Here is a 22,588-nt window from a genome sequence, read left to right as displayed (position 1 = left end):
AGTATGATTTTAAATATGAATAGTGAATAAAAGTGAGGCCGGAGACATATAAAATAAAACGCTTTTTGGGATCGTTCTTATTCAAAAAATGAAATAAGAAAACATTGCTATGTTATTTGCGGCTTTTTATAATTTGTTACCTTTCTCTGGACGCCTTGTCATTGATCCTCAAGAAAGATTCCGGGACCGTGTGGTCTCTTTTTTTGTTGTACGGACTCCTTAATAAAATGAAGCTTTTAAAGACAGTGCCCGCTGCACTGATGCTGGCGGGTGGCGTGTTTGCGGCTATGAACGCGACCGCCGATGATTCCGTTTTTACTGTCATGGACGATCCCTCCACCGCGAAAAAACCGTTTGAAGGTAACCTGAACGCGGGGTACCTGGCACAATCCGGTAACACCAAAAGCTCTTCTCTGACGGCGGACAGTACGCTCACCTGGTACGGTAATACCACCGCCTGGTCTCTGTGGGGTAATGCCAGCAATACGTCCGCTAATGACGAACGTTCTTCCGAGAAATATGCGGTAGGCGGACGTAGCCGTTACAACATGACCGACTATGACTACCTGTTTGGTCAGGCAAGCTGGTTAACCGACCGTTACAATGGTTATCGCCAGCGTGACGTGTTCACGGCGGGTTATGGTCGTCAGTTCCTGAACGGTCCGGTACACAGCCTCCGTTTTGAATTCGGTCCCGGTGTGCGTTATGATGAGTACACCAATGGCGATACCAAAACCCAACCGCTCGGTTACGCTTCTGGTACCTATGCCTGGCAGATGACTGATAACACCAAATTTACACAGGGTGTTTCTGTATTTGGTGCCGACGACACGACGCTGAACTCTGAGACGGCGCTCAACGTGGCCATCAACGAACACTTTGGTCTGAAAGTCGCCTACAACGTGACCTGGAACTCTTCACCACCAGAGTCTGCACCGGATCATACCGACCGCAGAACCACGGTTTCACTGGGTTATAGAATGTAATAAAGACGGGCCGATGATCATGTCGGCCCGTTTATTCTCTCTGATCTTGTGACGTCCCTTCTGATGAGCTGTACTCGCCCCTAACCCCAAATCATCGCCGCCCAACGGAGTAACAGCATTGCGCCGCAGATGGCAATCAGCACCAGCACCATTTTCCAGTGTTTTACGGCAAATCGTTTTGTTGGCATAACCTAATCCTTGTTCGTTGATATCCACAGTCTACCAAACAGGGCCTGAATATGCCCCTTCGCAGGAACGATTGGGTTATGCCAGCGTAGGGGGCGGTTCAGAACCAGTGGAATCGTTCGGCGAGAATCAACAATAAACCTGTGGCGGAAAGGATGTTCAATATCACAACCGTTCTACTGGATACGTTCATGGTATGCACCTTTGGGTTTAAAGACCTGTTCAAGAGTAGCCCTGCATTTCTAAATTGCGAGCGCCGGGAATATGCAACCTGCAAATTCATGCGAAAGTGCCAGCACATCAATCTGCCAGCAGAGGGTGCAATCTCCCTTTTGTTAGTGTTAACATTGCAAGGCTTGCCGTATATCCGGCGTTGTCTGATTTTCCGGCAGGTGAATGATGACGAACCAATTTGACGATTGTTGGTCAGATGGTGTCGTAATCTATTGTCAAATCACGATTATTTTCTTTGTATATGCTCTTATGTGTGGGGCATCACTGCAAATAAGGATATAAAATGCCTGTAATTACTCTTCCTGATGGCAGCCAACGCCATTTCGACCGCGCTGTTAGCCCAATGGATGTTGCCCTGGACATCGGTCCTGGTCTCGCGAAAGCGACCATCGCCGGCCGTGTCAACGGTGAGCTGGTGGATGCCTCCGATCTGATCGAAAACGATGCGACACTGGCCATCATCACCGCAAAAGATGAAGAAGGTCTGGAGATCATTCGTCACTCCTGCGCGCACCTGTTGGGCCATGCCATCAAACAGCTGTGGCCAAACACCAAAATGGCGATCGGTCCGGTTATCGATAATGGTTTCTACTACGACGTTGACCTTGACCATACCCTGACTCAGGAAGATATCGACGCGCTCGAAAAACGTATGCACGAGCTCGCCGAAACGAACTATGACGTCATCAAGAAGAAAGTCAGCTGGCACGAAGCGCGTGAAACCTTCGTGAAGCGCGGCGAGAGCTATAAAGTCTCGATTCTTGACGAAAACATTTCGCATGATGACAAGCCTGGCTTGTACCATCACGAAGAATACGTCGACATGTGCCGTGGACCGCACGTGCCGAACATGCGCTTCTGTCATCACTTTAAGCTGATGAAGATCGCAGGCGCCTACTGGCGCGGCGACAGCAACAACAAGATGTTGCAGCGTATCTATGGTACCGCATGGGCCGATAAAAAAGCCCTGAACGCTTACCTGCTGCGTCTGGAAGAGGCGGCGAAGCGTGACCACCGTAAAATCGGCAAGCAGCTTGACCTGTACCACATGCAGGAAGAAGCGCCGGGTATGGTGTTCTGGCATAACGACGGCTGGACCATCTTCCGTGAACTGGAAACCTTCGTACGCTCCAAGCTGAAAGAGTACCAGTATCAGGAAGTGAAAGGCCCGTTCATGATGGACCGTGTGCTGTGGGAAAAAACCGGTCACTGGGACAACTACAAGGATGCGATGTTCACCACCTCCTCTGAGAACCGTGAATACTGCATCAAGCCAATGAACTGCCCGGGCCACGTTCAGATCTTCAATCAGGGTCTGAAATCCTACCGTGACCTGCCGCTGCGTATGGCGGAGTTCGGTAGCTGCCACCGTAACGAGCCATCAGGTGCGCTGCACGGTCTGATGCGCGTGCGTGGCTTTACGCAGGATGATGCGCATATCTTCTGTACCGAAGATCAGGTCCGTGACGAAGTTAACGCCTGTATTCGTATGGTCTACGATATGTACAGCACCTTTGGCTTCGAGAAGATCGTGGTCAAACTCTCAACGCGTCCGGAAAAACGTATCGGTAGCGATGAGACCTGGGATCGCGCAGAAGCGGATCTCGCCGTGGCGCTGGAAGAGAACGGCATTCCGTTCGAATACCAGCTGGGCGAGGGCGCATTCTACGGTCCGAAAATTGAATTTACCCTGTATGACTGCCTCGATCGCGCATGGCAGTGCGGTACTGTACAGCTGGACTTCTCCCTGCCGCAGCGTTTAAGCGCCTCTTATGTTGGCGAAGACAACGAGCGTCAGGTGCCGGTAATGATTCACCGCGCCATTCTCGGTTCTCTGGAGCGCTTCATCGGCATCCTGACCGAAGAGTTCGCCGGCTTCTTCCCAACCTGGCTTGCGCCGGTGCAGGTGGTGGTGATGAACATTACCGATTCTCAGGCAGATTACGTTAAAGAATTGACGCAGAAACTACAAAATGCGGGCATTCGCGTAAAAGCAGACTTGAGAAATGAGAAGATTGGCTTTAAAATCCGCGAGCACACTTTACGTCGTGTCCCGTATATGTTGGTCTGTGGTGATAAAGAGGTGGAAGCCGGCAAAGTTGCCGTTCGCACCCGCCGTGGTAAAGACCTGGGCAGCCTGGACGTAAGTGAAGTGATTGAGAAGCTGCAACAAGAGATTCGCAGCCGCAGTCTTCAACAACTGGAGGAATAAGGTATTAAAGGCGGAAAACGAGTTCAAACGGCACGTCCGAATCGTATCAATGGCGAGATTCGCGCCCAGGAAGTTCGCTTAACAGGTCTGGAAGGCGAGCAGCTGGGGATTGTGAGTCTGAGAGAAGCAATCGAAAAGGCTGAAGAAGCTGGAGTAGATTTAGTTGAAATCAGCCCTAACGCCGAACCGCCAGTTTGTCGTATCATGGACTACGGCAAGTTCCTTTATGAAAAGAGTAAGTCTTCTAAGGAACAGAAGAAGAAGCAAAAAGTTATCCAGGTTAAGGAAATCAAATTCCGTCCTGGTACCGACGATGGCGATTATCAGGTAAAACTCCGCAGCCTGATTCGCTTTCTGGAAGATGGCGATAAGGCCAAGATCACACTGCGTTTCCGCGGTCGTGAGATGGCCCACCAACAGATTGGTATGGAAGTGCTTAACCGTGTCCGTGACGATCTGAGTGAACTGGCAGTAGTCGAATCCTTCCCTACGAAGATCGAAGGCCGCCAGATGATCATGGTGCTCGCTCCTAAGAAGAAACAGTAAGGCCTTCAAGCAGCAAAATCTGTGGAGCCTTCGGGTTTCATAGGTTTTGTTCGCCTATGTTTCGTTTATTTAACAATGCGAAGTGGAAGTTATTAAAATGCCAAAAATTAAGACCGTACGCGGTGCTGCTAAGCGCTTCAAAAAAACCGGTAAAGGTGGTTTTAAGCACAAGCACGCTAACCTGCGTCACATTCTGACTAAGAAAGCTACCAAGCGTAAACGTCACCTGCGTCCAAAAGCCATGGTTTCTAAAGGCGATCTGGGCCTGGTCATCGCGTGCCTGCCGTACGCATAAGTCGTTTCGTTTAACTTTTTTAACTTAGAATAGATACAGGAGAGCACACATGGCTCGCGTAAAACGTGGTGTAATTGCACGTGCACGTCACAAGAAAATTTTGAAACAAGCTAAAGGCTACTACGGTGCGCGTTCACGCGTATACCGCGTTGCCTTCCAGGCTGTTATCAAAGCAGGTCAGTACGCTTACCGTGACCGTCGTCAGCGTAAGCGTCAGTTCCGTCAACTGTGGATTGCGCGTATCAACGCAGCAGCACGTCAGAACGGTATTTCTTACAGCAAATTCATCAACGGCCTGAAAAAAGCCTCTGTTGAAATCGACCGTAAGATCCTGGCTGACATCGCAGTATTCGACAAAGTAGCGTTCACCGCTCTGGTCGAAAAAGCGAAAGCAGCACTGGCATAAGCCAGTTGAGAGAGGGGGCCTGGCTCCCTCTTTTCATATAACCCTGTAAGAAGATTGACATTTACCCGTGCAGGCTTTTCAATAAGGTCTCAACGGTTTTTACCCAACAAGGTAACGCAAGCATGAATGCTGCTATTTTCCGCTTCTTCTTTTACTTTAGCACCTGACTTCAGGAGGCTAGCGCGTGAAAGATGAAACGAAAAACAGCGCCAGATAAGCCTCCCGATGGAGGCTTTTTTTGTGCCTGAATTTGAGAGAATAACTCCACCAAATCGGTGTCTGCACCGACATAATGAGGAAAATCATGTCACATCTCGCAGAGCTGGTTGCCAGTGCAACAGCCGCCATTAATCAGGCCTCAGATGTTGCCGCGTTAGACAATGTCCGCGTCGAATATCTTGGGAAGAAAGGGCACCTGACCCTTCAAATGACAACCCTGCGTGAGCTGCCGCCAGAAGAGCGCCCGGCAGCGGGGGCGGTGATTAACGAAGCCAAAGAGCAGGTACAGCAGGCGCTGAACGCACGCAAAGCCGAGCTGGAAAGCGCGGTGCTGAATGCGCGTCTGGCCGCAGAGACGATCGACGTTTCTCTGCCGGGTCGCCGCATCGAGAACGGCGGTCTGCACCCGGTTACCCGCACCATCGATCGCATTGAAAGTTTCTTCGGTGAGCTCGGCTTTACCGTGGCGACTGGCCCGGAAATTGAAGATGATTACCACAACTTCGATGCTCTGAACATTCCTGGCCATCATCCGGCACGCGCTGACCACGACACTTTCTGGTTCGACGCGACGCGTCTGCTGCGTACCCAGACCTCTGGCGTTCAGATCCGTACCATGAAGGATCAGGCGCCGCCAATCCGTATTATCGCGCCGGGCCGCGTCTATCGTAACGACTACGATCAGACCCACACCCCAATGTTCCACCAGATGGAAGGTCTGATTGTTGATAAAAACATCAGCTTCACCAACCTGAAAGGCACGCTGCACGATTTCCTGAACAACTTCTTTGAGGAAGATCTGCAGGTTCGTTTCCGTCCGTCCTACTTCCCGTTCACCGAACCGTCTGCGGAAGTTGACGTGATGGGCAAAAACGGCAAATGGCTGGAAGTGCTGGGCTGCGGCATGGTGCATCCAAACGTCCTGCGCAACGTGGGTATCGATCCGGAAGTTTACTCCGGCTTCGCCTTCGGTATGGGCATGGAGCGTCTGACCATGCTGCGCTATGGCGTCACCGACTTACGTGCATTCTTCGAAAACGATCTGCGTTTCCTCAAACAGTTTAAATAAGGGCAGGACAGAACAATGAAATTCAGTGAACTGTGGTTACGCGAGTGGGTGAACACCACGCTGGACAGCGACGCGCTTTCTAACCAGATTACCATGGCAGGTCTGGAAGTGGACGGCGTTGAGCCGGTTTCAGGGGCATTCAACGGCGTGGTCGTCGGCGAAGTGGTAGAGTGCGGCCAGCACCCTAACGCGGACAAACTGCGCGTAACAAAAGTAAACGTAGGCGGCGACCGTCTGCTGGATATCGTCTGCGGTGCGCCAAACTGCCGCCAGGGGCTGAAAGTGGCCGTGGCGACCGTCGGTGCGGTACTGCCGGGCGATTTCAAAATCAAAGCGGCTAAGCTGCGCGGCGAGCCGTCTGAAGGCATGCTGTGTTCCTTCTCCGAGCTGGGTATTTCCGACGATCACAACGGCATCATTGAGCTGCCGCTGGATGCGCCAATCGGCACCGACATCCGCGAATACCTGAAGCTTGATGACAACACCATCGAAATTAGCGTCACGCCAAACCGCGCTGACTGCTTAGGGATCATCGGCGTGGCGCGCGACGTTGCCGTGCTGAACCAGACCGAGCTGAACGCGCCGGAGATTGCCCCGGTTGAAGCGACCATCAGTGACGTGCTGCCTATCCAGGTTGACGCTGCGGATGCCTGCCCGCGCTATCTCGGTCGCGTGGTGAAAGGTATCAACGTGAAAGCGCCAACCCCGCTGTGGATGAAAGAGAAGCTGCGCCGCTGCGGTATCCGCTCTATCGACGCCGTGGTTGACGTGACTAACTACGTTCTGCTGGAACTGGGCCAGCCAATGCACGCCTTCGATAAAGATCGTATTGAAGGCGGTATTGTGGTGCGCATGGCGAAAGAGGGCGAAACCCTGGTTCTGCTGGACGGCACCGAAGCGAAACTGAACGCCGACACCCTGGTGATTGCTGACCACAGCAAAGCGCTGGCAATGGGCGGTATCTTCGGAGGCGAGCATTCGGGCGTCAACGACGAAACGCAAAACGTCCTGCTGGAGTGCGCGTTCTTCAGCCCGCTTTCCATCACCGGTCGCGCACGCCGTCACGGCCTGCACACCGATGCGTCCCACCGCTACGAGCGCGGCGTGGATCCTGCGCTGCAATACAAAGCGATGGAGCGTGCGACTCGCCTGCTGATCGACATCTGCGGCGGCGAAGCGGGCCCGGTTATCGACGTCACCAACGAAGCCACGCTGCCGAAGCGTGCGACCATCACCCTGCGTCGCAGCAAGCTGGATCGCCTGATTGGGCACCACGTTGCCGACGCGCAGGTGACCGATATTCTGAAGCGTCTGGGTTGCGACGTAACCGAAGGCCAGGACGAGTGGAAAGCCGTTGCGCCGTCATGGCGTTTCGACATGGAAATTGAAGAAGATCTGGTGGAAGAAGTGGCCCGTGTTTATGGCTACAACAACATCCCTGACGAGCCGGTACAGGCAGGTCTGGTGATGGGCACCCACCGTGAAGCCGACCTGTCCCTGAAGCGTGTAAAAACCATGCTGAACGACAAAGGCTATCAGGAAGTGATCACCTACAGCTTTGTTGATCCAAAGCTGCAGCAGCTGATCCACCCGGGTCAGGAAGCGCTGATCCTGCCAAGCCCAATCTCCAGCGAAATGTCCGCGATGCGTCTGTCCCTGTGGACGGGCCTGCTGGGCACTATCGTTTATAACCAGAATCGCCAGCAAAACCGCGTGCGAATTTTCGAAAGCGGTTTGCGCTTTGTACCGGATAATCAGGCAAATTTAGGCATCCGTCAGGATCTCATGCTGGCTGGCGCCATCAGCGGTAACCGTTATGAAGAACACTGGGACCTGGCAAAAGGCACGGTTGATTTCTACGATATGAAGGGCGATCTGGAAGCGATTCTGGATCTGACCGGTAAATTATCTGAAATTGAATTCCGCGCAGAAGCCATCCCGGCCCTGCATCCAGGCCAGAGCGCTGCCCTCTATTTAGACGGCAAACGCATTGGTTTTATTGGGGTTGTTCACCCTGAGCTGGAGCGTAAACTGGACCTGAATGGCCGTACCATCGTGTTTGAGCTGGAATGGAACCCGGTGGCAGACCGCGTGATTCCTCAGGCTCAGGACGTCTCCCGCTTCCCGGCAAACCGCCGTGATATCGCGGTTGTGGTCGCGGAAAATGTGCCCGCAGCAGATATTTTGGCCGAATGTAAGAAAGTTGGCGTAAATCAGGTAGTTGGCGTAAACTTATTTGACGTGTACCGCGGCAAGGGCGTAGCAGAGGGCTTTAAGAGCCTGGCTATCAGCCTGATCCTTCAGGATACCAGCCGTACACTCGAAGAAGAGGAGATTGCCGCTACCGTCGCCAAATGTGTAGAGGCATTAAAAGAGCGATTCCAGGCATCATTGAGGGATTGAACCTATGGCGCTTACAAAAGCTGAAATGTCAGAATATCTGTTTGATAAGCTTGGGCTTAGCAAACGGGATGCCAAAGAGCTGGTAGAGCTGTTTTTCGAAGAGATCCGTCGTGCTCTGGAAAATGGTGAGCAGGTAAAACTCTCCGGCTTTGGCAATTTTGATTTGCGAGATAAAAACCAACGTCCGGGCCGCAACCCGAAGACGGGGGAAGATATTCCCATTACAGCCCGCCGCGTGGTGACCTTCAGACCCGGCCAGAAGTTAAAAAGCCGTGTCGAAAACGCAACGCCCAAAGCAGAGTAATATGAACTAACTAAAAAGGCCGCCCACGCGGCCTTTTTTCTTTGCGCTCTCAGGCAAACCCGCCGTAAAATCAATTACATCTCTCGCTACGAAAACCGTAAACATGCTTGATTATGTCCATCTCCAGCACCGTTCCGATCGGCGTCACCTGCTTATTCTGGTGCTGCTGCTCATTGTCGCCGCAGGCGTTAGCCTCTGCGCCGGTGACCGGTGGATAGGGCCCGCAAGCTGGTGGGGGCCTGACGGACAGCTCTTCGTCTGGCAAATTCGTCTGCCGCGTACCGTCGCGGTGATGCTGGTGGGGGCCGCGCTGGCGCTGTGCGGCACCATTATGCAGGCGTTGTTTGAGAATCCTCTGGCGGAGCCCGGGCTGCTCGGCGTGTCTAACGGTGCGGGCGTGGGGCTGATTGCAGCGGTGATGCTGGGCGGAGGAGAACTCTCCGGCTGGAGCATTAGCCTGAGCGCGATCCTTGGCGCATTACTGATAACGCTCATCCTTCTTCGTTTTGCCAGACGGCACTTATCGACCAGCCGTCTGCTGCTTGCCGGCGTGGCGCTGGGGATCATCTGTAGCGCGCTGATGACCTGGGCGGTCTACTTCTCGACCTCTTTTGACCTTCGGCAGCTCATGTACTGGATGATGGGCGGCTTTGGCGGCGTCGACTGGCAGCAGGGCTGGCTGATGGCGCTGCTGGTGCCGGTCATCGTGTGGGCTGCCCTGCAGGCGCAGCCGTTGAATATGCTCGCGCTGGGTGAAACCTCAGCCCGCCAGCTGGGCATGCCGATTGGGTTCTGGCGTAATGTGCTGGTCATCGCCATTGGCTGGCTGGTCGGCGTCAGCGTGGCTCTGGCGGGCGCGATTGGCTTTATCGGTCTGGTGATTCCGCATATGCTCCGACTGTGCGGAATCACGGACCATCGAACCTTGCTTCCGGCCTCGGCGGTTGCCGGGGCCGTCACGCTGCTGGTGGCCGACATCATCGCCAGGCTTGCCCTGACGGCCGCAGAGCTGCCCATTGGCGTGGTGACCGCCACGCTGGGCGCGCCGGTCTTTATCTGGCTACTATTAAAAGCTGGACGTTAAATCGACAACCTGAGGAAATGCTATGCAGTCAGATATCCTGAATACTGAAGTGACCACCATTGATGGCGATAAAACCACGCTGGAAGGCTACAAAGGCAATGTGTTGCTGATCGTCAACGTGGCATCCAAATGCGGCCTGACGCCGCAGTACGAGCAGCTGGAAAACATTCAGAAGGCCTGGGAGAAAGACGGTTTTACCGTGCTGGGCTTCCCCTGCAACCAGTTCCTGGGGCAGGAGCCGGGCAGCGAAGAGGAGATTAAAACCTTCTGCAGCACTACCTACGGCGTAACGTTCCCGCTGTTCAGCAAAATCGATGTCAACGGTGAAGACCGCCATCCGCTGTATGCGAAGCTGATCGCTGCCGCACCGAAAGCCGTCGCGCCGGAAGGCAGCGGTTTTTATGAACGCATGGCCAGCAAAGGCCGCGCGCCGCTTTATCCGGACGATATTCTGTGGAACTTTGAAAAATTCCTGATAGGTCGCGACGGCCAGGTCGTACAGCGTTTTTCACCGGATATGACCCCTGAAGATCCGATCGTCATGGAATCGATCAAGCTGGCGCTGGCGAAATAATGTCGCTGCTGATGCAGCTCACGGACGTTGCCGAGAAGGGACGTCTGGAGCCGATAACCGGCGCCGTCAATGCGGGAGAAATCCTGCATCTTGTCGGGCCAAACGGCGCAGGAAAGAGCACGCTGCTGGCACGGATGGCAGGCATGACTGCCGGAGAAGGGCAGATAATGTTGCTGGAGCATACGCTGGCCGAGTGGTCGCCGGTCTCGCTGGCGCATCGGCGCAGCTATCTCGTGCAGCAGCAGGTGCCCCCCTTTGCGATGCCGGTCTGGCACTATCTGATGCTGCATTTGCACGACAAACATTCTACGGCACTGCTGACGGACGTGGCCGCGGCGCTGGGGCTGGAGGATAAACTCTCCCGGCATGTCAGCCAGCTATCCGGCGGCGAATGGCAGCGGGTGCGTCTGGCGGCTGTCATTGTTCAGATCCACCCGGCCGGTAATCCTCATGGGCGGATGCTGCTTCTCGATGAACCGATGAGCGGTCTGGATGTGGCGCAGCAGGCGGCCCTGGATACGCTGTTAAGTGCGCTCAGCCGAAAAGGCATCGCCGTGGTGATGAGCAGTCATGACCTCAACCACACCTTGCGTCATGCCCACCGGGTGTGGCTGCTGTCGCAGGGGAAGATGATCGCCAGCGGTACGCGGGATCAGGTTCTTACGCCGCCCAATCTTGCCCGCGCGTACAACATGTCGTTCCGCAGGCTGGATATTGAGGGCCATAAGATGCTGATTTCGACCGGGCAGGAGTAAGCGTTTCTTGCCTGTGAGCGCAATTGCACGCTAAATTACGAAAAGAACAAAAAAAGCAGAGGATTCGTCTGAAAATGCGATTCTGGTTTCTCCTGATGGCCGCACTTTTTCTTGCGGGATGCAGTAGCCATCGTGCACCGCCGCCTAACCCACGGCTTTCAGATTCGATCACCGTCATTGCCAGCCTCAACGATCAGCTGAGCAACTGGCGCGGCACGCCTTATCGCTACGGCGGCATGAGCCGTGGCGGTGTAGATTGCTCCGGCTTCGTTCTGATGACGTTTCGCGACAAGTTTGATTTACAGCTGCCGCGTGAAACGCGTAAACAGGCAGAAATCGGCACGGAAATTGATAAAGACGACCTCCTGCCCGGGGACCTGGTTTTCTTCAAAACCGGATCGGGGGAAAGCGGACTTCATGTGGGCATTTATGATACTGACAACCAGTTCATTCACGCCTCGACGAGCCGCGGCGTGATGCGCTCTTCTCTTGATAATGTTTACTGGCGTAAAAATTTCTGGCAGGCACGACGTATATAATCTTCGTCGTATACCTCTCTTATGACGGCATGGCAGCGAATAAACATGCCGTTTTTTCTCAAATAAGATGATTAAAGTTAAATTTACCTAAAATTAGCGAATCCCTCATGTATCTGTTTTATCTAAAACTGGCTATTATTTTGCAACCAGGATAAGATTATTTTAGATTCAGGGAAAAATCTGAAAATTAATACGGAACTAATGAAATTAATCTTATTAAAATCAAGACAGTGGAATTGTGTCGGCAATTGCTCCAGGATGTCCTCTCTCATCTTTAATGCGGGGCGAGTGCAATGATAATTACGCTAGATAATGCTTACCAGTCTGAACTGCTGCTTTTGCCTGCCCGTAATAGCGCAGGGGAGCTTAAAGGTTTAGAAATTCTGGTTAACTTTACTGGCGTCGACAGCGATGTGCGGATCCCCACTGAGCTTGTTATCCCACGACTTTCAGCGGCTGAAGAGTTAGCGCTGTTTAACGAAAAACTGCAATTGCTTGATACCTGCAAACTGTTTTTTATTCAGCATCAGTTAATTGCATGGATCAATATTACACCTGCAATAGTTGAATTTTTATTAAGTAATGGAAACGCTGTTTCAATTCTTGAGCGTTATCCGTTTCTTGAGTTTACTGTTAATGAGAATTATCCAGGTTTAAATAACGGAAAGGACGATCTTCAGCTGGCGAGAATGGCAATCCATTTCCCATTGGTGCTGGCAAACTTTGGTGCAGGCGCTGCATCGCTCAAGGCGGTCTACGATGGATTATTTAAACGGGTTATTCTCGATAAAGGCTTCATTCAGCAGCGTGCTTCAGAGCTCTCTTTTGAGCCATTTATGCGCGCCATCCTCTGGCAAATCACGCCACACTGCCAGTCTGTGATTGTCTCGGGCATTGACGACCACGGTCTGTTGCAGCGCGTGTTGTCCTTTAATTTTGGCGCCATGCAGGGAACACTCTGGCCTGCCGTCTCGGCGGAACACGTCACTACGCTGGTTCAGCAGCGATAACCCTTGCTTTCGCCCGTGTTTAAGTCCGGGTAAACCCTCTACACTAAAAGCAGGAGGACTTATGACCCTGTCTTTTACTGCTCACTGGCATGACGAGTTGCCGGGATTTTATACCGCACTCAAACCCACACCGTTACAAAATTCACGCCTTATCTGGCATAACGATCGGCTGGCAGAAGAACTGGCCATTCCGCCTGAGCTGTTTCAGCGTTCAGGGAGCGCTGGCGTCTGGGGAGGCGAAACGCTGCTCGCCGGGATGCAACCCCTGGCCCAGGTCTATAGCGGACATCAGTTTGGCGTCTGGGCTGGGCAACTGGGCGACGGCAGGGGGATCCTGCTCGGTGAACAACAGCTTCCCAACGGGGAGACGGTTGACTGGCACCTGAAAGGTGCGGGCCTGACGCCCTATTCGCGGATGGGCGACGGGCGTGCGGTTCTGCGTTCAACGATTCGGGAATGCCTGGGCTCCGAAGCGATGCATGCCCTGGGTATCCCCACCACCCGTGCGCTGTCGATCGTGACCAGCGACACGCCGGTTGCGCGCGAAACCGTGGAAAAGGGCGCAATGCTGATGCGCATTGCGCAAAGCCATTTGCGCTTCGGTCATTTTGAGCACTTTTACTATCGCCGCGAGCCGGACAAGGTGCGCCAGCTGGCTGACTTTGCCATTCGTCACCACTGGGCGCAGTTGCAGGACGACGCGGATCAATACGTTCTCTGGTTCAGGGACGTAGTGGCCCGTACCGCAGCCCTGATTGCCCGCTGGCAAACGGTAGGTTTTGCCCATGGCGTCATGAATACGGACAACATGTCGCTTCTCGGGTTGACCTTTGACTACGGCCCGTTTGGTTTCCTGGATGATTATCAGCCAGGGTACATCTGTAACCACTCCGACTATCAGGGGCGCTACAGTTTTGACAATCAGCCCGCGGTGGGCCTGTGGAACCTGCAGCGGCTTGCGCAAACCCTGTCGCCGTTCATCGACGTTGATGCCCTGAATGATGCGCTCGACAGCTATCAGGCGATCTTACTGCGAGAGTATGGCTCGCTGATGCGCAACAAGCTGGGGCTAGTCACGCAGGAGAAGGGCGATAACGACATCCTCAATGGCCTGTTTGCCCTGATGGCGCGCGAGGGCAGCGATTACACGCGCACCTTCCGGATGCTGGGCCAGACGGAGCAGCACAGTGCCGCCTCGCCGCTGCGCGATGAGTTTATTGACAGACAGGCGTTTGACGACTGGTTTGCATCGTACCGCGCGCGGCTGCAGCAGGAGCAGGTGGATGATGCGACCCGCCAGGCGCAGATGAACGCTACGAACCCTGCGATGGTGTTGCGCAACTGGCTGGCGCAGCGGGCGATTGAGCAGGCCGAGCAGGGCGAGTACGACGAGTTACACCGTTTGCACGTGGCGTTGCGCACGCCGTTTGCCGACCGGGATGATGATTACGTCAGCCGCCCGCCTGAGTGGGGCAAGCGGCTGGAGGTCAGTTGCTCAAGCTAGTGTCTGGCCGGAGTCGGCGTCGTCAGAATCCGGCCCGGTCAGGGGACGAGAAACACCTGCGGCACGGCGTGAGCGGGATGCCTGCCGACGTGAACCTGTGCGCCGTACCAGCGCGCCAGCGCATCGGCCTGCAAAACGGTTTCCGGTTCTCCCTGGGACACGATCCTGCCGCTGTGCAGGAGCAGGATGCGATCCGCCCACAGCGCTGCCAGGTTGAGGTCGTGCAGCACCGCGCACACGTGCAGATGTCCCCGGCTGGTCAGGGATTTCAGCAGGCGCAGCAGATGCTGCTGGTGATAGAGATCCAGCGCGGACGTCGGTTCATCAAGAAACAGCCAGCCGCGCGGCGCCCCGTCGCACCAGAGCTGAGCCAGCGCGCGGGCGAGCTGAACGCGCTGCTGCTCGCCGCCGGAGAGCGCAGCAAACTGCCTGCCCGCCAGCGGTAAACAGCCGGTGATGGCCATCACCTCCTCGATCACCGACGCTTCTGGCGTGCGGGTCCAGGGCGCACGCCCCATACCGACCACCGCCTCAACCGGCCAGTCAAATCCGATCTGCGTGCTCTGGCGCATCACCGCCCGGTAGCGGGAGAGCCTTTCCGGTTTCCAGGCCGCAAGCGGTGTGCCCGCCAGGCTGCACCGTCCCCCAGCAGGTTTAAGATAGCCGGTAAGCAGTCGCAACAGCGTCGATTTCCCGGCGCCGTTGGGGCCAATCAACGCCACCAGCTCGCCCTGAGATAAGGTCAGCGACACGTCGTTAATCAGCGTGCGTTGCCCGGCGCGAAAAACAAGGTTTTCTGCACAATAGCGTTCAGCCATGCGCACCTCCACGACGAAACATCAGCCACAGGAACCACGGCGCGCCGAGAAGGCTGGTCAATAAGCCAACCGGCATTTCCGCCGGAGCGACCACGCTGCGCGCCAGCGTGTCGGCCATCAGCAGGAGCAGCGCACCGGCCAGCACCGAGCCGGGGAGCGTGGCCCGATGGTCGGCTCCCAGCCACATGCGCACCAGGTGCGGCACCACCAGGCCAACAAAACCGATCACGCCGCTGATCGCAACGGCGGCAGCCACCAGCAGGGCGCTGCACAGCAGCAGGATCCGCTGCACGGCGGCCACCTCCACGCCGAGATAGTGCGCCTCTTCATCGCCCAGCTGCAGCAGGTTGAGGGGCCCTGCCAGACGCCAGATAACCAGCACGGTGGGGATCATCAGCGACGCGACGGCCAGCAGCGTCGACCACTGCGCCTGGCCAAGGCTGCCCATTCCCCAGAGTGAAAGCTGGCGAAGCTGGGCATCATTGCTGAGCCATGACAGCACGCCGACGGCCGCACCGCACAGGGCGTTGATGGCAATGCCCACTAGCAGCAGGCGCGACAGGGAAGCGTCACGCTGACGGCTGAGCAGGAAAATCACGAAGGTGGCGGCCAGCGCGCCGAGAAACGCCGCCAGCATCGGGGCATACAGCATCACCAGTGCAGGCAGCGAGAGCGGAAGCACCACCCACAGCGCGACGGCAAGTGCCGCGCCGCTGCTGATGCCGAGCAGGCCCGGGTCCGCCAGCGGGTTGCGGAACAGCCCCTGCATCACGCAGCCCGCGAGCGCCAGTGAACCGCCGATCGCCAGCGCCAGCAGCACGCGTGGCAGGCGGATCGTCAGCCAGATCTGACGCAGGGCCTCGTCGGTGCCATTCCACAGCAGGCTGACCGGCAGGCGCAGCGCGCCAATACCGCTGGCCGTCAGCGTCGTGACGACCAGCAGCGCGGACAGCATCCACAATGACAAGGCGACTCGCCGGGACATCAGGGCAGTTGCTCCGCTTTGGCCCGCAGCTGCCGGATGGCTTCCGGCGTTCGCACGCTAAAGCCCAGCAGCGCCATATCATCCATCGCCAGCACCTGCTTATTACGTCCTGCCGGGGTTTGCGCCAGCCCGGGCAGCGTCCACAGATTCGCTTCCCCGCCCAGGGCGTTGATGCCGTCCTGCGAAATCACCACCAGATCGGGCCGGCTGGCAATCACCCCTTCCTGAGACAGCGGCTGATAGCGGGTGAACCCCTGCATCGCATTCTGCAGCCCCGCCGCGCGAATGGCCGCGTCCGCTCCGGTCTGTTGTCCGGCAGCCATCGCGGTCATCCCGCCGTGGTTGAGAATAAACAGCACCCGCTTGTTGAGCGGCGATGTGGGCAGGGTTGACAGCGCCTGACGCAGCTTGCCGCGCAGGGCTTCCCCCTCGGCCTCGCGATGCGTCGCTTCCGCCACGATCCGCACTTTTTCGTCGATGACGCTCAAATCGTTAGCGGCTGGAACCGCGATAACCCGGACGTGGCTTTGCTCAACCTGCTTTAGCGCCAGAGAGGGCTGCGCCTGGGCGCTGGCCAGCACCAGCGTGGGGCGCATGGACAAGATCCCTTCGGCGTTGAGCTGACGCAGATAGCCCACGTCCGGCAGCACGTTCGCCGCCTGCGGCCACTGGCTGGTGCTGTCGCGGGCCACCAGGGAAGACGCCGCGCCGAGGGCGTAGACAATCTCGGTGACGTCGCCGCCGAGCGTGACGATTTTCTCCTGCGGCGCAGCAAACGCCAGTAGGGGCAGGGCGCTGAACAGGACAAGCCACCGTTTCATGCGGCCAGCCCTTTCGCCGTCAGGGCGTCTATCTGGCTGCGCCACTGGCTTTGCTCCGGCTCGCCTTCGGTGCGCTGGCCGTACAGCTGGGCGATTTGCGTCCCGTCGGCGGCAAACAGCTCCAGGCTGGTGACGTGCCCGTCAGCGGTTGGTTTGCGCGTGACCCACGTCTCCGCAATGGCGTCTTCAAGCAGGTGCAGGGTAAAGGTTGAGTTGAAGATGTTCAGCCAGCCTTTCATCGGCGCCAGCTTTTCCACCGCGCCGGTGAAAATCTGTACGCAGCCGCGGTTGCCGACGAAGACCATGATTTCATTGCCGTCCCGGCGCGCCGTCTCCAGCAGCTGCGCCAGCGCGCTGTTCTCTACCCGACAGGCCAGATCGTCCCCCACCAGGCGAAACGCCTGCTGGCGGCTGAGGTTATGGCGTTTGAGGATGCTGAAGAACTGGTGCACGTCGGTCATGGCGCGCCACTCGTTGTCCACGAGCGCAGCTTGCGCATTTTCCGCGTGAGCAGGCATATCGGGCTTCTTCAACGCCAGCGATGGATTATCGGCAAAGATAAAACGGGTCAGCACGTCGCCCCAGGCGGAAAGGTCGGTGTTGTCCGTGGCGTAGACCTTCAGCAGGGCATCGCCCTGATGGTCGAAGAACTGAATGCTCTGCCGCTCGCCGCGGGCGGTGGCTTCACTGATGTGAAACGCGCTTGCCCACTGGTTGAGGAACAGGCGCAGATCCAGCGCGCGCGGGTTCAGCACCAGCCCGGCATGGCCGTTCAGGTGCTGGTTGGTGAAGCTTCCGACCTGCTCGTGAACGGCGTAGTTGTTGCGGCAGATGCATTTGGTTTCGCCCACCGCTTCCAGCGCGCCCAGGATCTCGCGGATTTCACCGCGCAGTCGCCAGGCGTCGTGACCCACGCGGGCAAAGGTCAGCTCTGCTTCGCTGATGTTCATTAACCCTGCGATGTCGCGCGCGTACTTACCCGGATTGTCTTCTTTCAGCTCAAGCCAGCGCGTGTAGTGATTCATTTTCTTATCCTTCTGAAGAGTTGCCCCGACGGGAATTACCACTGATAGCTTACGAAAATCTTGCCGTTACGGCCGTCCTGCGGAATGCCCTGAGGTGACCAGTATTCTTTGTCAAAGGCGTTGCCGAGCACCAGCGTCGTGGTCACGCCTTTGAGCTGCTCCTGACCCTTATAGCTGACGTAGAAGTCATTGACCGCGTAGCCCGGCTGCTTGCTGTAGCTGCTGCTGATATGCGTTGAGCGATCGACAAAGGTGCCAATCCAGCCGACGGAAAAACCGCTCTGCGCCACCGGAATGTCCAGCTTGCTGGTGACGGTATCCGGGTTGATGCTGGAGATGTACTCGCCCGTATCGGTGTCTTTCCCGCGCGTGCGGTTATAGGCCAGGTCGAGGTTGAAGAGGTCGGCAGAGTATTTTGCCATCATGTCCCAGCCCCAGATTTTGGCGTTCGGAACGTTATAAGACATGGTGGTCGCGGCGGCAAAATTGACGGTGGTGGAGATATAGTCTTTAGCTTTGGTATCGAAATAGCTGGCTTTAAACTCCAGCGCATCGTTGGCAAGCAGCAGATCGTCAAAGCGCAGACCGAACCCAAACTCCTGCGTTTCGTTGGTTTCCGGGCGCAGGTTCGGGTTTGGCACCCAGTAGTTGGTATAGAAGCGGCCAATAGAGAAGTGTTTGGCGTCGTTGTACATCTCGCCCATGGTGGGCGCGCGGAACGCCTGCGCGTATGAGCCAAACAGCATCAGCCAGTCGGTCGGGCTGACGGTCAACCCGGCGCGGGAGGACCATTTATCGGCATCCACGTCGTCGTAGCCATTGCTGCTGCCGCGGTAGTTGTCATAGCGCGTACCGCCCAGCAGGGTGACCGGCAGATCGCGCAGGGTGATTTCGTCCTGCAGCCAGCCGGAGCTGAAGTCGATTTTCGCCTCCGGGAAGCCGGTGGTCGCGCCGCCCGGATGCTGCTCCTGACGGTAGTATTCCCCACCGTAGGTCAGCAGATGTGCTGCAAACGTGTCGCTGAACAGGCGGGTGCGGTTTTCCACCTTGCCGCCTTTGGTGGTCTGCTTGCGGAACTCACCGCTGTTGTCGATATTCTGGGCATTAATGCGCGCTTCGGACCAGTAGACCTTCGCGTCGGCGTTCAGCCAGTCGTTACCTTCCGGGGCGATGCGGTAGCCCACCTGCGCGTCACGCTGGATGGTGGAGCGATCGGTCATCGGGTTACTGCTGTCCGCCCCAGTGGTTTGCGGGTTTTTTGGTTCCTGAGCATCGTTGTTGTAGTAGCGCAGGGCGCCGCTCAGGGTCTGGGCCGGGTCGATTTTCCAGCTGCCTTTCGCCAGCATGTTATTGATGGACTCGTCGTTAGGGGCGGTTGCTCCGTCGCTCTGGCGGATATCACCGCGATCCCGGCTGGACCAGGCCACCAGACCGTCCAGCGTGTCGGTGCGGCCATAGGCGCTGGCCCCCATGCCAAGACTGTGATCGCCTGTCGCCCCCGTACCAAACACACGATAACCGCTGTTTTTACCCGTTTCCAGCAGGTCTTTTGCATCAACGGTGTCATAGGAAATCACGCCGCCCAGCGCGCCGCTGCCGTACAGCAGGGCCGACGGGCCGCGAACCACTTCAATACGTTTAATCAGCGCCGGATCGAGGAACGTGCTGTTCAGGTGGCCGGTGTCGGTGCCCTGACGCACGCCGTCAACCAGCACCAGCACGCCGCGACGATCGTAGCCGCGCAGGTTCACGTCCTGCCCGTTGGTGCGCCCGGTGCCGTCCAGCATCAGGCCGGGAACGTTACGCAGCAGGTCGGCCGCCGAGCTGGCGGTTTGTTTCTCCGGGGCGGTGGCATCAATCACGCTCACCATCATGGGGGCTTCAAAGGCGCTGCGGGCGTTGCCCGTGGCGGTGACGGTCATTTCATCTGCGGCAGCAAACGCGACGCCCGGCAGGGTGCTGACAATCGCCAGCGCCAGAAGTGACGGGCGTAAAGACGCGGAAGGCAGGTGTGGCATAGCAACTCTCCATAAAGAATCGAAAGCGCTGGCTGCCTGGGGATCACCTGGGTGGCTGGCGAAGTTTTTGGTTTATTTTGTGAGGATCAGTTTTCCGGCATGGGTCTGGCGCAGCAGATAGCGCTGGCCGTCATGCTCGATAATGACCCGCCCCGCATCGCCGAGCAGGGTTTTGCTGTCAATTCGACGCTCGGTAGGGGCTGGTGCTGTGTCTGTTTTTGCTGGCGTTGCCGCGCTGTTATCCGTACGTGACATAATGTTTATAAATAACAATCAATGTAACAATGATAATCATTATCAATAAACTGCAAATTTACGGCAAGCGTTTTTGTGAAAAAAGGGTGAGAGGATCAATATTGTGCAATGAAAAGCCCGGTGGCGGCTTCGCCTTACCGGGCCTACAACGGCAAGAATCGTAGGCCGGGTAAGGCGAAGCCGCCCCCCGGCAGGATGTTAAAAGCGCGTGTCCACGGCTGCAGCCAGCTTCTCCAGCAGCAGCTCGCTGTCTTCCCAGCTCAGGCACGGGTCGGTGATCGACTGGCCGTACACCATCTGCTGGCCAGCAACGATTTTCTGCGTGCCTTCTTTGATAAAGCTCTCCGCCATAATCCCTGCAACGGCGGTTGAACCGCTGCGGATCTGCTGGCAGATCTCATCGCAGACGTCCAGCTGGCGGCGATGCTGCTTCTGGCAGTTGCCGTGGCTGAAGTCCACCACCAGATGTTCCGGCAGGTCGAATTCCGCCAGCGTTTCACAGGCCGCCGCAATATCTTGTGCATGATAATTGGGCTTCTTCCCGCCGCGCATAATGATATGCCCGTACGGGTTACCGCTGGTCTGGTAGATGGTCATGTGACCGCTCTTGTCCGGCGACAGGAACATGTGGCTGGCACGGGCCGCGCGGATGGCATCAACCGCAATACGCGTATTGCCATCGGTCCCGTTTTTAAAGCCGACCGGACAGGAGAGGGCGGAGGCCATCTCGCGGTGGATTTGGCTCTCGGTGGTGCGTGCGCCAATCGCGCCCCAGCTGATCAGATCGGCGATAAACTGCCCGGTCACCATATCAAGAAACTCGGTGGCGGTCGGCACGCCCAGCTCGTTGACCTGCAAAAGCAGCTTCCGCGCCAGCTCGATGCCGTGGTTCACGCGATAGCTGCCGTTGAGGTCAGGGTCGGAAATCAGTCCTTTCCAGCCCACCACGGTCCGCGGTTTTTCAAAGTAGGTTCGCATCACAATCTCAAGGCGATGCTGGTACTTATCCCGCAGGCCCTGAAGCCGTTTTGCATAATCCATCGCGGCATCCAGATCGTGGATGGAGCAGGGACCAATCACTACCATAAGACGCTTGTCTTCACCATTGAGGATTTTTTCAATGCGGCGGCGGGAGGCCGTCACGTGTTCCGCAACGGCCGCGGAAACAGGATGCCGCTGGGCCAGTTCAGCCGGCGTGACCAGGCTGTCAATGCGCGCAGTGCGGAGTTCATCGGTTTTATTCATGGAATGTCTCAGAAAATTTTTGCTTCATCGGCAGACTACCGGGAAGTGATGGGCATCACCTTAAACCAATCCCTGCTGATTTCAAGTTCGGGGCGACACCGCCCCGTGGTTGCCGATGATGATACCTGAATCTGAGCTAATGTACTAGCATATTAGTACATGCGGCGATTAAGCCCCATGATGTCGAGAATTTTGGTGGCAATTTCTTCCACAGAGTAGTTGGTGCTGTTCAGCCACGGGATCTGATTTTTGCGGTACAGGGCTTCCACTTCGGAGACCTCCATCCGGCACTGGCGCATGGAGGCGTAGCGGCTGTTCTCGCGGCGCTCTTCGCGGATGGCGGCAAGGCGCTCCGGATTAATGGTCAGCCCGAACAGCTTGTGCTGCAGCGGCTTCAGGGCGGCGGGCAGCACCAGGTTATCCATATCGTCAGCGATGAACGGGTAGTTGGCGGCGCGAATGCCGAACTGCATCGCCAGGTAAAGGCTGGTCGGCGTTTTGCCGCAGCGCGACACGCCAAGCAGGATAACCTGCGCCTGGTCGAGATTACGCAGCGAGATGCCGTCGTCGTGCGCGAGGGTGTAATCGATGGCGGCGATACGGGCATCGTACTTGGTCAGGTTGCCGGGGTTCAGCCCGTGGGTTCGGTGGGCGATAGGCGTTGGGTCGAGCTTCAGCTCGCTTTGCAGCGGAGCCACCAGCGCCTGCACGATATCCTGGCAGAAGCCTTCACTCTGCAGAATGATGGCGCGGATCTCGGGGATCACGATGGAGTAGAACACCAGCGGGCGAACGCCGGTCTGCTGGTAAATGGCGTCGATCTGGTCCTTCACCGCTTTGGCGCGGCTCTCATTTTCGACAAACGGCAGCGTGATGCTGTTGATCGATACGGGAAACTGCGACATCACCGCGTGGCCCAGCACCTCGGCGGTGATCGCCGTACCATCAGAAATATAAAAAACGTGACGATCGACAGCACTATCCATTTTATCCACCCTGAATATCAGACGTAATTGTCTGAAAGCATAAATTAAAAAAGTAATTTACACAGCAAAGAACTTATCCTAATTATGAATGAAACGCTGTTTTTGATTT

Annotated in this window: 25 protein-coding genes and 1 other annotated feature; of the genes, 15 read left to right on the top strand and 10 right to left on the bottom strand. The window is 56.5% G+C overall.

From position 1 onward, the window contains the following. Positions 1 to 227: 227 nt before the first annotated feature. Positions 228 to 986: a DUF481 domain-containing protein gene (locus C6A40_RS05180; RefSeq protein WP_021241081.1), complete on the top strand. Its 759-nt coding sequence runs from the start codon at positions 228 to 230 to the stop codon at positions 984 to 986. Between the two features lie 80 nt (positions 987 to 1,066). On the opposite strand, the gene yniD is transcribed toward C6A40_RS05180, so the two are convergent. Further along, complete coding sequence (yniD, locus tag C6A40_RS05175) at positions 1,067 to 1,174, bottom strand: small membrane protein YniD (RefSeq protein ID WP_008500658.1); 108 nt, start codon at positions 1,172 to 1,174, stop codon at positions 1,067 to 1,069. A 98-nt stretch (positions 1,175 to 1,272) separates the two neighbouring features. Next, positions 1,273 to 1,365 carry a stress response membrane protein YncL gene (yncL, locus tag C6A40_RS05170; RefSeq protein ID WP_021241082.1) on the bottom strand — a complete coding sequence of 31 codons (93 nt, stop codon included), beginning with the start codon at positions 1,363 to 1,365 and terminating at the stop codon, positions 1,273 to 1,275. 324 nt (positions 1,366 to 1,689) lie between these two features. On the opposite strand from yncL, the gene thrS reads away from it, so the two are divergent. The 14 genes from thrS (at position 1,690) to selO (ending at position 14,326) form a co-directional block, all read left to right on the top strand. Then, the gene (gene thrS, locus C6A40_RS05160; protein WP_008500657.1) at positions 1,690 to 3,618 is read left to right on the top strand and encodes a threonine--tRNA ligase; all 1,929 of its coding nucleotides are present in this window, start codon (positions 1,690 to 1,692) and stop codon (positions 3,616 to 3,618) included. A 3-nt stretch (positions 3,619 to 3,621) separates the two neighbouring features. Continuing rightward, complete coding sequence (infC, locus tag C6A40_RS05155) at positions 3,622 to 4,164, top strand: translation initiation factor IF-3 (RefSeq protein ID WP_023616141.1); 543 nt, start codon at positions 3,622 to 3,624, stop codon at positions 4,162 to 4,164. Between the two features lie 97 nt (positions 4,165 to 4,261). Further along, complete coding sequence (gene rpmI / locus C6A40_RS05150) at positions 4,262 to 4,459, top strand: 50S ribosomal protein L35 (RefSeq protein ID WP_001124225.1); 198 nt, start codon at positions 4,262 to 4,264, stop codon at positions 4,457 to 4,459. Between the two features lie 49 nt (positions 4,460 to 4,508). Next, positions 4,509 to 4,865, top strand: a complete 357-nt coding sequence (gene rplT / locus C6A40_RS05145) for a 50S ribosomal protein L20 (RefSeq protein WP_000124850.1) — start codon at positions 4,509 to 4,511, stop codon at positions 4,863 to 4,865. Between the two features lie 117 nt (positions 4,866 to 4,982). Beyond that, positions 4,983 to 5,107: a sequence feature (Phe leader region), on the top strand. Next, entirely contained in the window at positions 4,988 to 5,032 is a 45-nt protein-coding gene (pheM, locus tag C6A40_RS24960) for a pheST operon leader peptide PheM (protein WP_001386830.1), read from the top strand. (Overlaps the previous feature by 45 nt.) 62 nt (positions 5,108 to 5,169) lie before the next feature. After that, the gene (gene pheS / locus C6A40_RS05140) at positions 5,170 to 6,153 is read left to right on the top strand and encodes a phenylalanine--tRNA ligase subunit alpha (RefSeq protein ID WP_021241084.1); all 984 of its coding nucleotides are present in this window, start codon (positions 5,170 to 5,172) and stop codon (positions 6,151 to 6,153) included. Positions 6,154 to 6,168: 15 nt separating this feature from the next. Then, positions 6,169 to 8,556 carry a phenylalanine--tRNA ligase subunit beta gene (gene pheT, locus C6A40_RS05135; protein ID WP_045336119.1) on the top strand — a complete coding sequence of 796 codons (2,388 nt, stop codon included), beginning with the start codon at positions 6,169 to 6,171 and terminating at the stop codon, positions 8,554 to 8,556. Between the two features lie 4 nt (positions 8,557 to 8,560). Then, the gene (gene ihfA, locus C6A40_RS05130) at positions 8,561 to 8,860 is read left to right on the top strand and encodes an integration host factor subunit alpha (RefSeq protein ID WP_003857805.1); all 300 of its coding nucleotides are present in this window, start codon (positions 8,561 to 8,563) and stop codon (positions 8,858 to 8,860) included. A 103-nt stretch (positions 8,861 to 8,963) separates the two neighbouring features. Continuing rightward, entirely contained in the window at positions 8,964 to 9,944 is a 981-nt protein-coding gene (gene btuC / locus C6A40_RS05125; protein WP_032674592.1) for a vitamin B12 ABC transporter permease BtuC, read from the top strand. 22 nt (positions 9,945 to 9,966) lie between these two features. Further along, entirely contained in the window at positions 9,967 to 10,518 is a 552-nt protein-coding gene (locus C6A40_RS05120) for a glutathione peroxidase (protein ID WP_021241087.1), read from the top strand. Continuing rightward, positions 10,518 to 11,273, top strand: coding sequence for a vitamin B12 ABC transporter ATP-binding protein BtuD (gene btuD, locus C6A40_RS05115; RefSeq protein ID WP_008500651.1), 756 nt, complete (start codon positions 10,518 to 10,520; stop codon positions 11,271 to 11,273). The genes C6A40_RS05120 and btuD overlap by 1 nt, the downstream gene beginning before the upstream one ends. Before the next feature lie 74 nt (positions 11,274 to 11,347). Further along, the gene (locus tag C6A40_RS05110; RefSeq protein WP_008500650.1) at positions 11,348 to 11,812 is read left to right on the top strand and encodes an NlpC/P60 family protein; all 465 of its coding nucleotides are present in this window, start codon (positions 11,348 to 11,350) and stop codon (positions 11,810 to 11,812) included. Positions 11,813 to 12,105: 293 nt separating this feature from the next. After that, a complete protein-coding gene (locus C6A40_RS05105) occupies positions 12,106 to 12,822 on the top strand; it encodes an EAL domain-containing protein (protein ID WP_008500649.1) in 717 nt (238 codons plus the stop codon). A gap of 61 nt (positions 12,823 to 12,883) precedes the next feature. After that, a complete protein-coding gene (gene selO, locus C6A40_RS05100) occupies positions 12,884 to 14,326 on the top strand; it encodes a protein adenylyltransferase SelO (protein ID WP_045336117.1) in 1,443 nt (480 codons plus the stop codon). 38 nt (positions 14,327 to 14,364) lie between these two features. Here selO and C6A40_RS05095 read toward each other — a convergent pair whose 3' ends face one another. The 8 genes from C6A40_RS05095 to ppsR all read right to left on the bottom strand — a co-directional run bounded on the left by C6A40_RS05095 (position 14,365) and on the right by ppsR (position 22,479). After that, positions 14,365 to 15,144, bottom strand: coding sequence for a heme ABC transporter ATP-binding protein (locus C6A40_RS05095; RefSeq protein ID WP_045336116.1), 780 nt, complete (start codon positions 15,142 to 15,144; stop codon positions 14,365 to 14,367). Further along, on the bottom strand, positions 15,137 to 16,129 hold the full coding sequence (locus C6A40_RS05090; protein WP_045336115.1) for a FecCD family ABC transporter permease: 993 nt from the start codon (positions 16,127 to 16,129) through the stop codon (positions 15,137 to 15,139). The genes C6A40_RS05095 and C6A40_RS05090 overlap by 8 nt, the downstream gene beginning before the upstream one ends. Then, positions 16,129 to 16,950, bottom strand: coding sequence for a heme/hemin ABC transporter substrate-binding protein (locus tag C6A40_RS05085; RefSeq protein WP_045336114.1), 822 nt, complete (start codon positions 16,948 to 16,950; stop codon positions 16,129 to 16,131). The genes C6A40_RS05090 and C6A40_RS05085 overlap by 1 nt, the downstream gene beginning before the upstream one ends. Then, the gene (locus C6A40_RS05080) at positions 16,947 to 17,975 is read right to left on the bottom strand and encodes a hemin-degrading factor (protein WP_045336113.1); all 1,029 of its coding nucleotides are present in this window, start codon (positions 17,973 to 17,975) and stop codon (positions 16,947 to 16,949) included. The genes C6A40_RS05085 and C6A40_RS05080 overlap by 4 nt, the downstream gene beginning before the upstream one ends. Positions 17,976 to 18,010: 35 nt before the next feature. Further along, entirely contained in the window at positions 18,011 to 19,993 is a 1,983-nt protein-coding gene (locus C6A40_RS05075) for a TonB-dependent hemoglobin/transferrin/lactoferrin family receptor (RefSeq protein WP_023327178.1), read from the bottom strand. 72 nt (positions 19,994 to 20,065) lie between these two features. Continuing rightward, entirely contained in the window at positions 20,066 to 20,248 is a 183-nt protein-coding gene (gene hemP / locus C6A40_RS05070; protein WP_021241095.1) for a hemin uptake protein HemP, read from the bottom strand. A 198-nt stretch (positions 20,249 to 20,446) separates the two neighbouring features. After that, positions 20,447 to 21,493 carry a 3-deoxy-7-phosphoheptulonate synthase AroH gene (aroH, locus tag C6A40_RS05065; protein WP_045336112.1) on the bottom strand — a complete coding sequence of 349 codons (1,047 nt, stop codon included), beginning with the start codon at positions 21,491 to 21,493 and terminating at the stop codon, positions 20,447 to 20,449. A gap of 152 nt (positions 21,494 to 21,645) precedes the next feature. Then, entirely contained in the window at positions 21,646 to 22,479 is an 834-nt protein-coding gene (ppsR, locus tag C6A40_RS05060) for a posphoenolpyruvate synthetase regulatory kinase/phosphorylase PpsR (RefSeq protein ID WP_008500644.1), read from the bottom strand. Between the last annotated feature and the right edge of the window lie 109 nt (positions 22,480 to 22,588).

The sequence above is a fragment of the Enterobacter sp. GER_MD16_1505_Eko_090 genome, from assembly GCF_003331015.1.
Classification (GTDB): Bacteria; Pseudomonadota; Gammaproteobacteria; order Enterobacterales; family Enterobacteriaceae; genus Enterobacter; species Enterobacter roggenkampii.
This window is presented reverse-complemented; position numbering and strand designations above follow the sequence as displayed.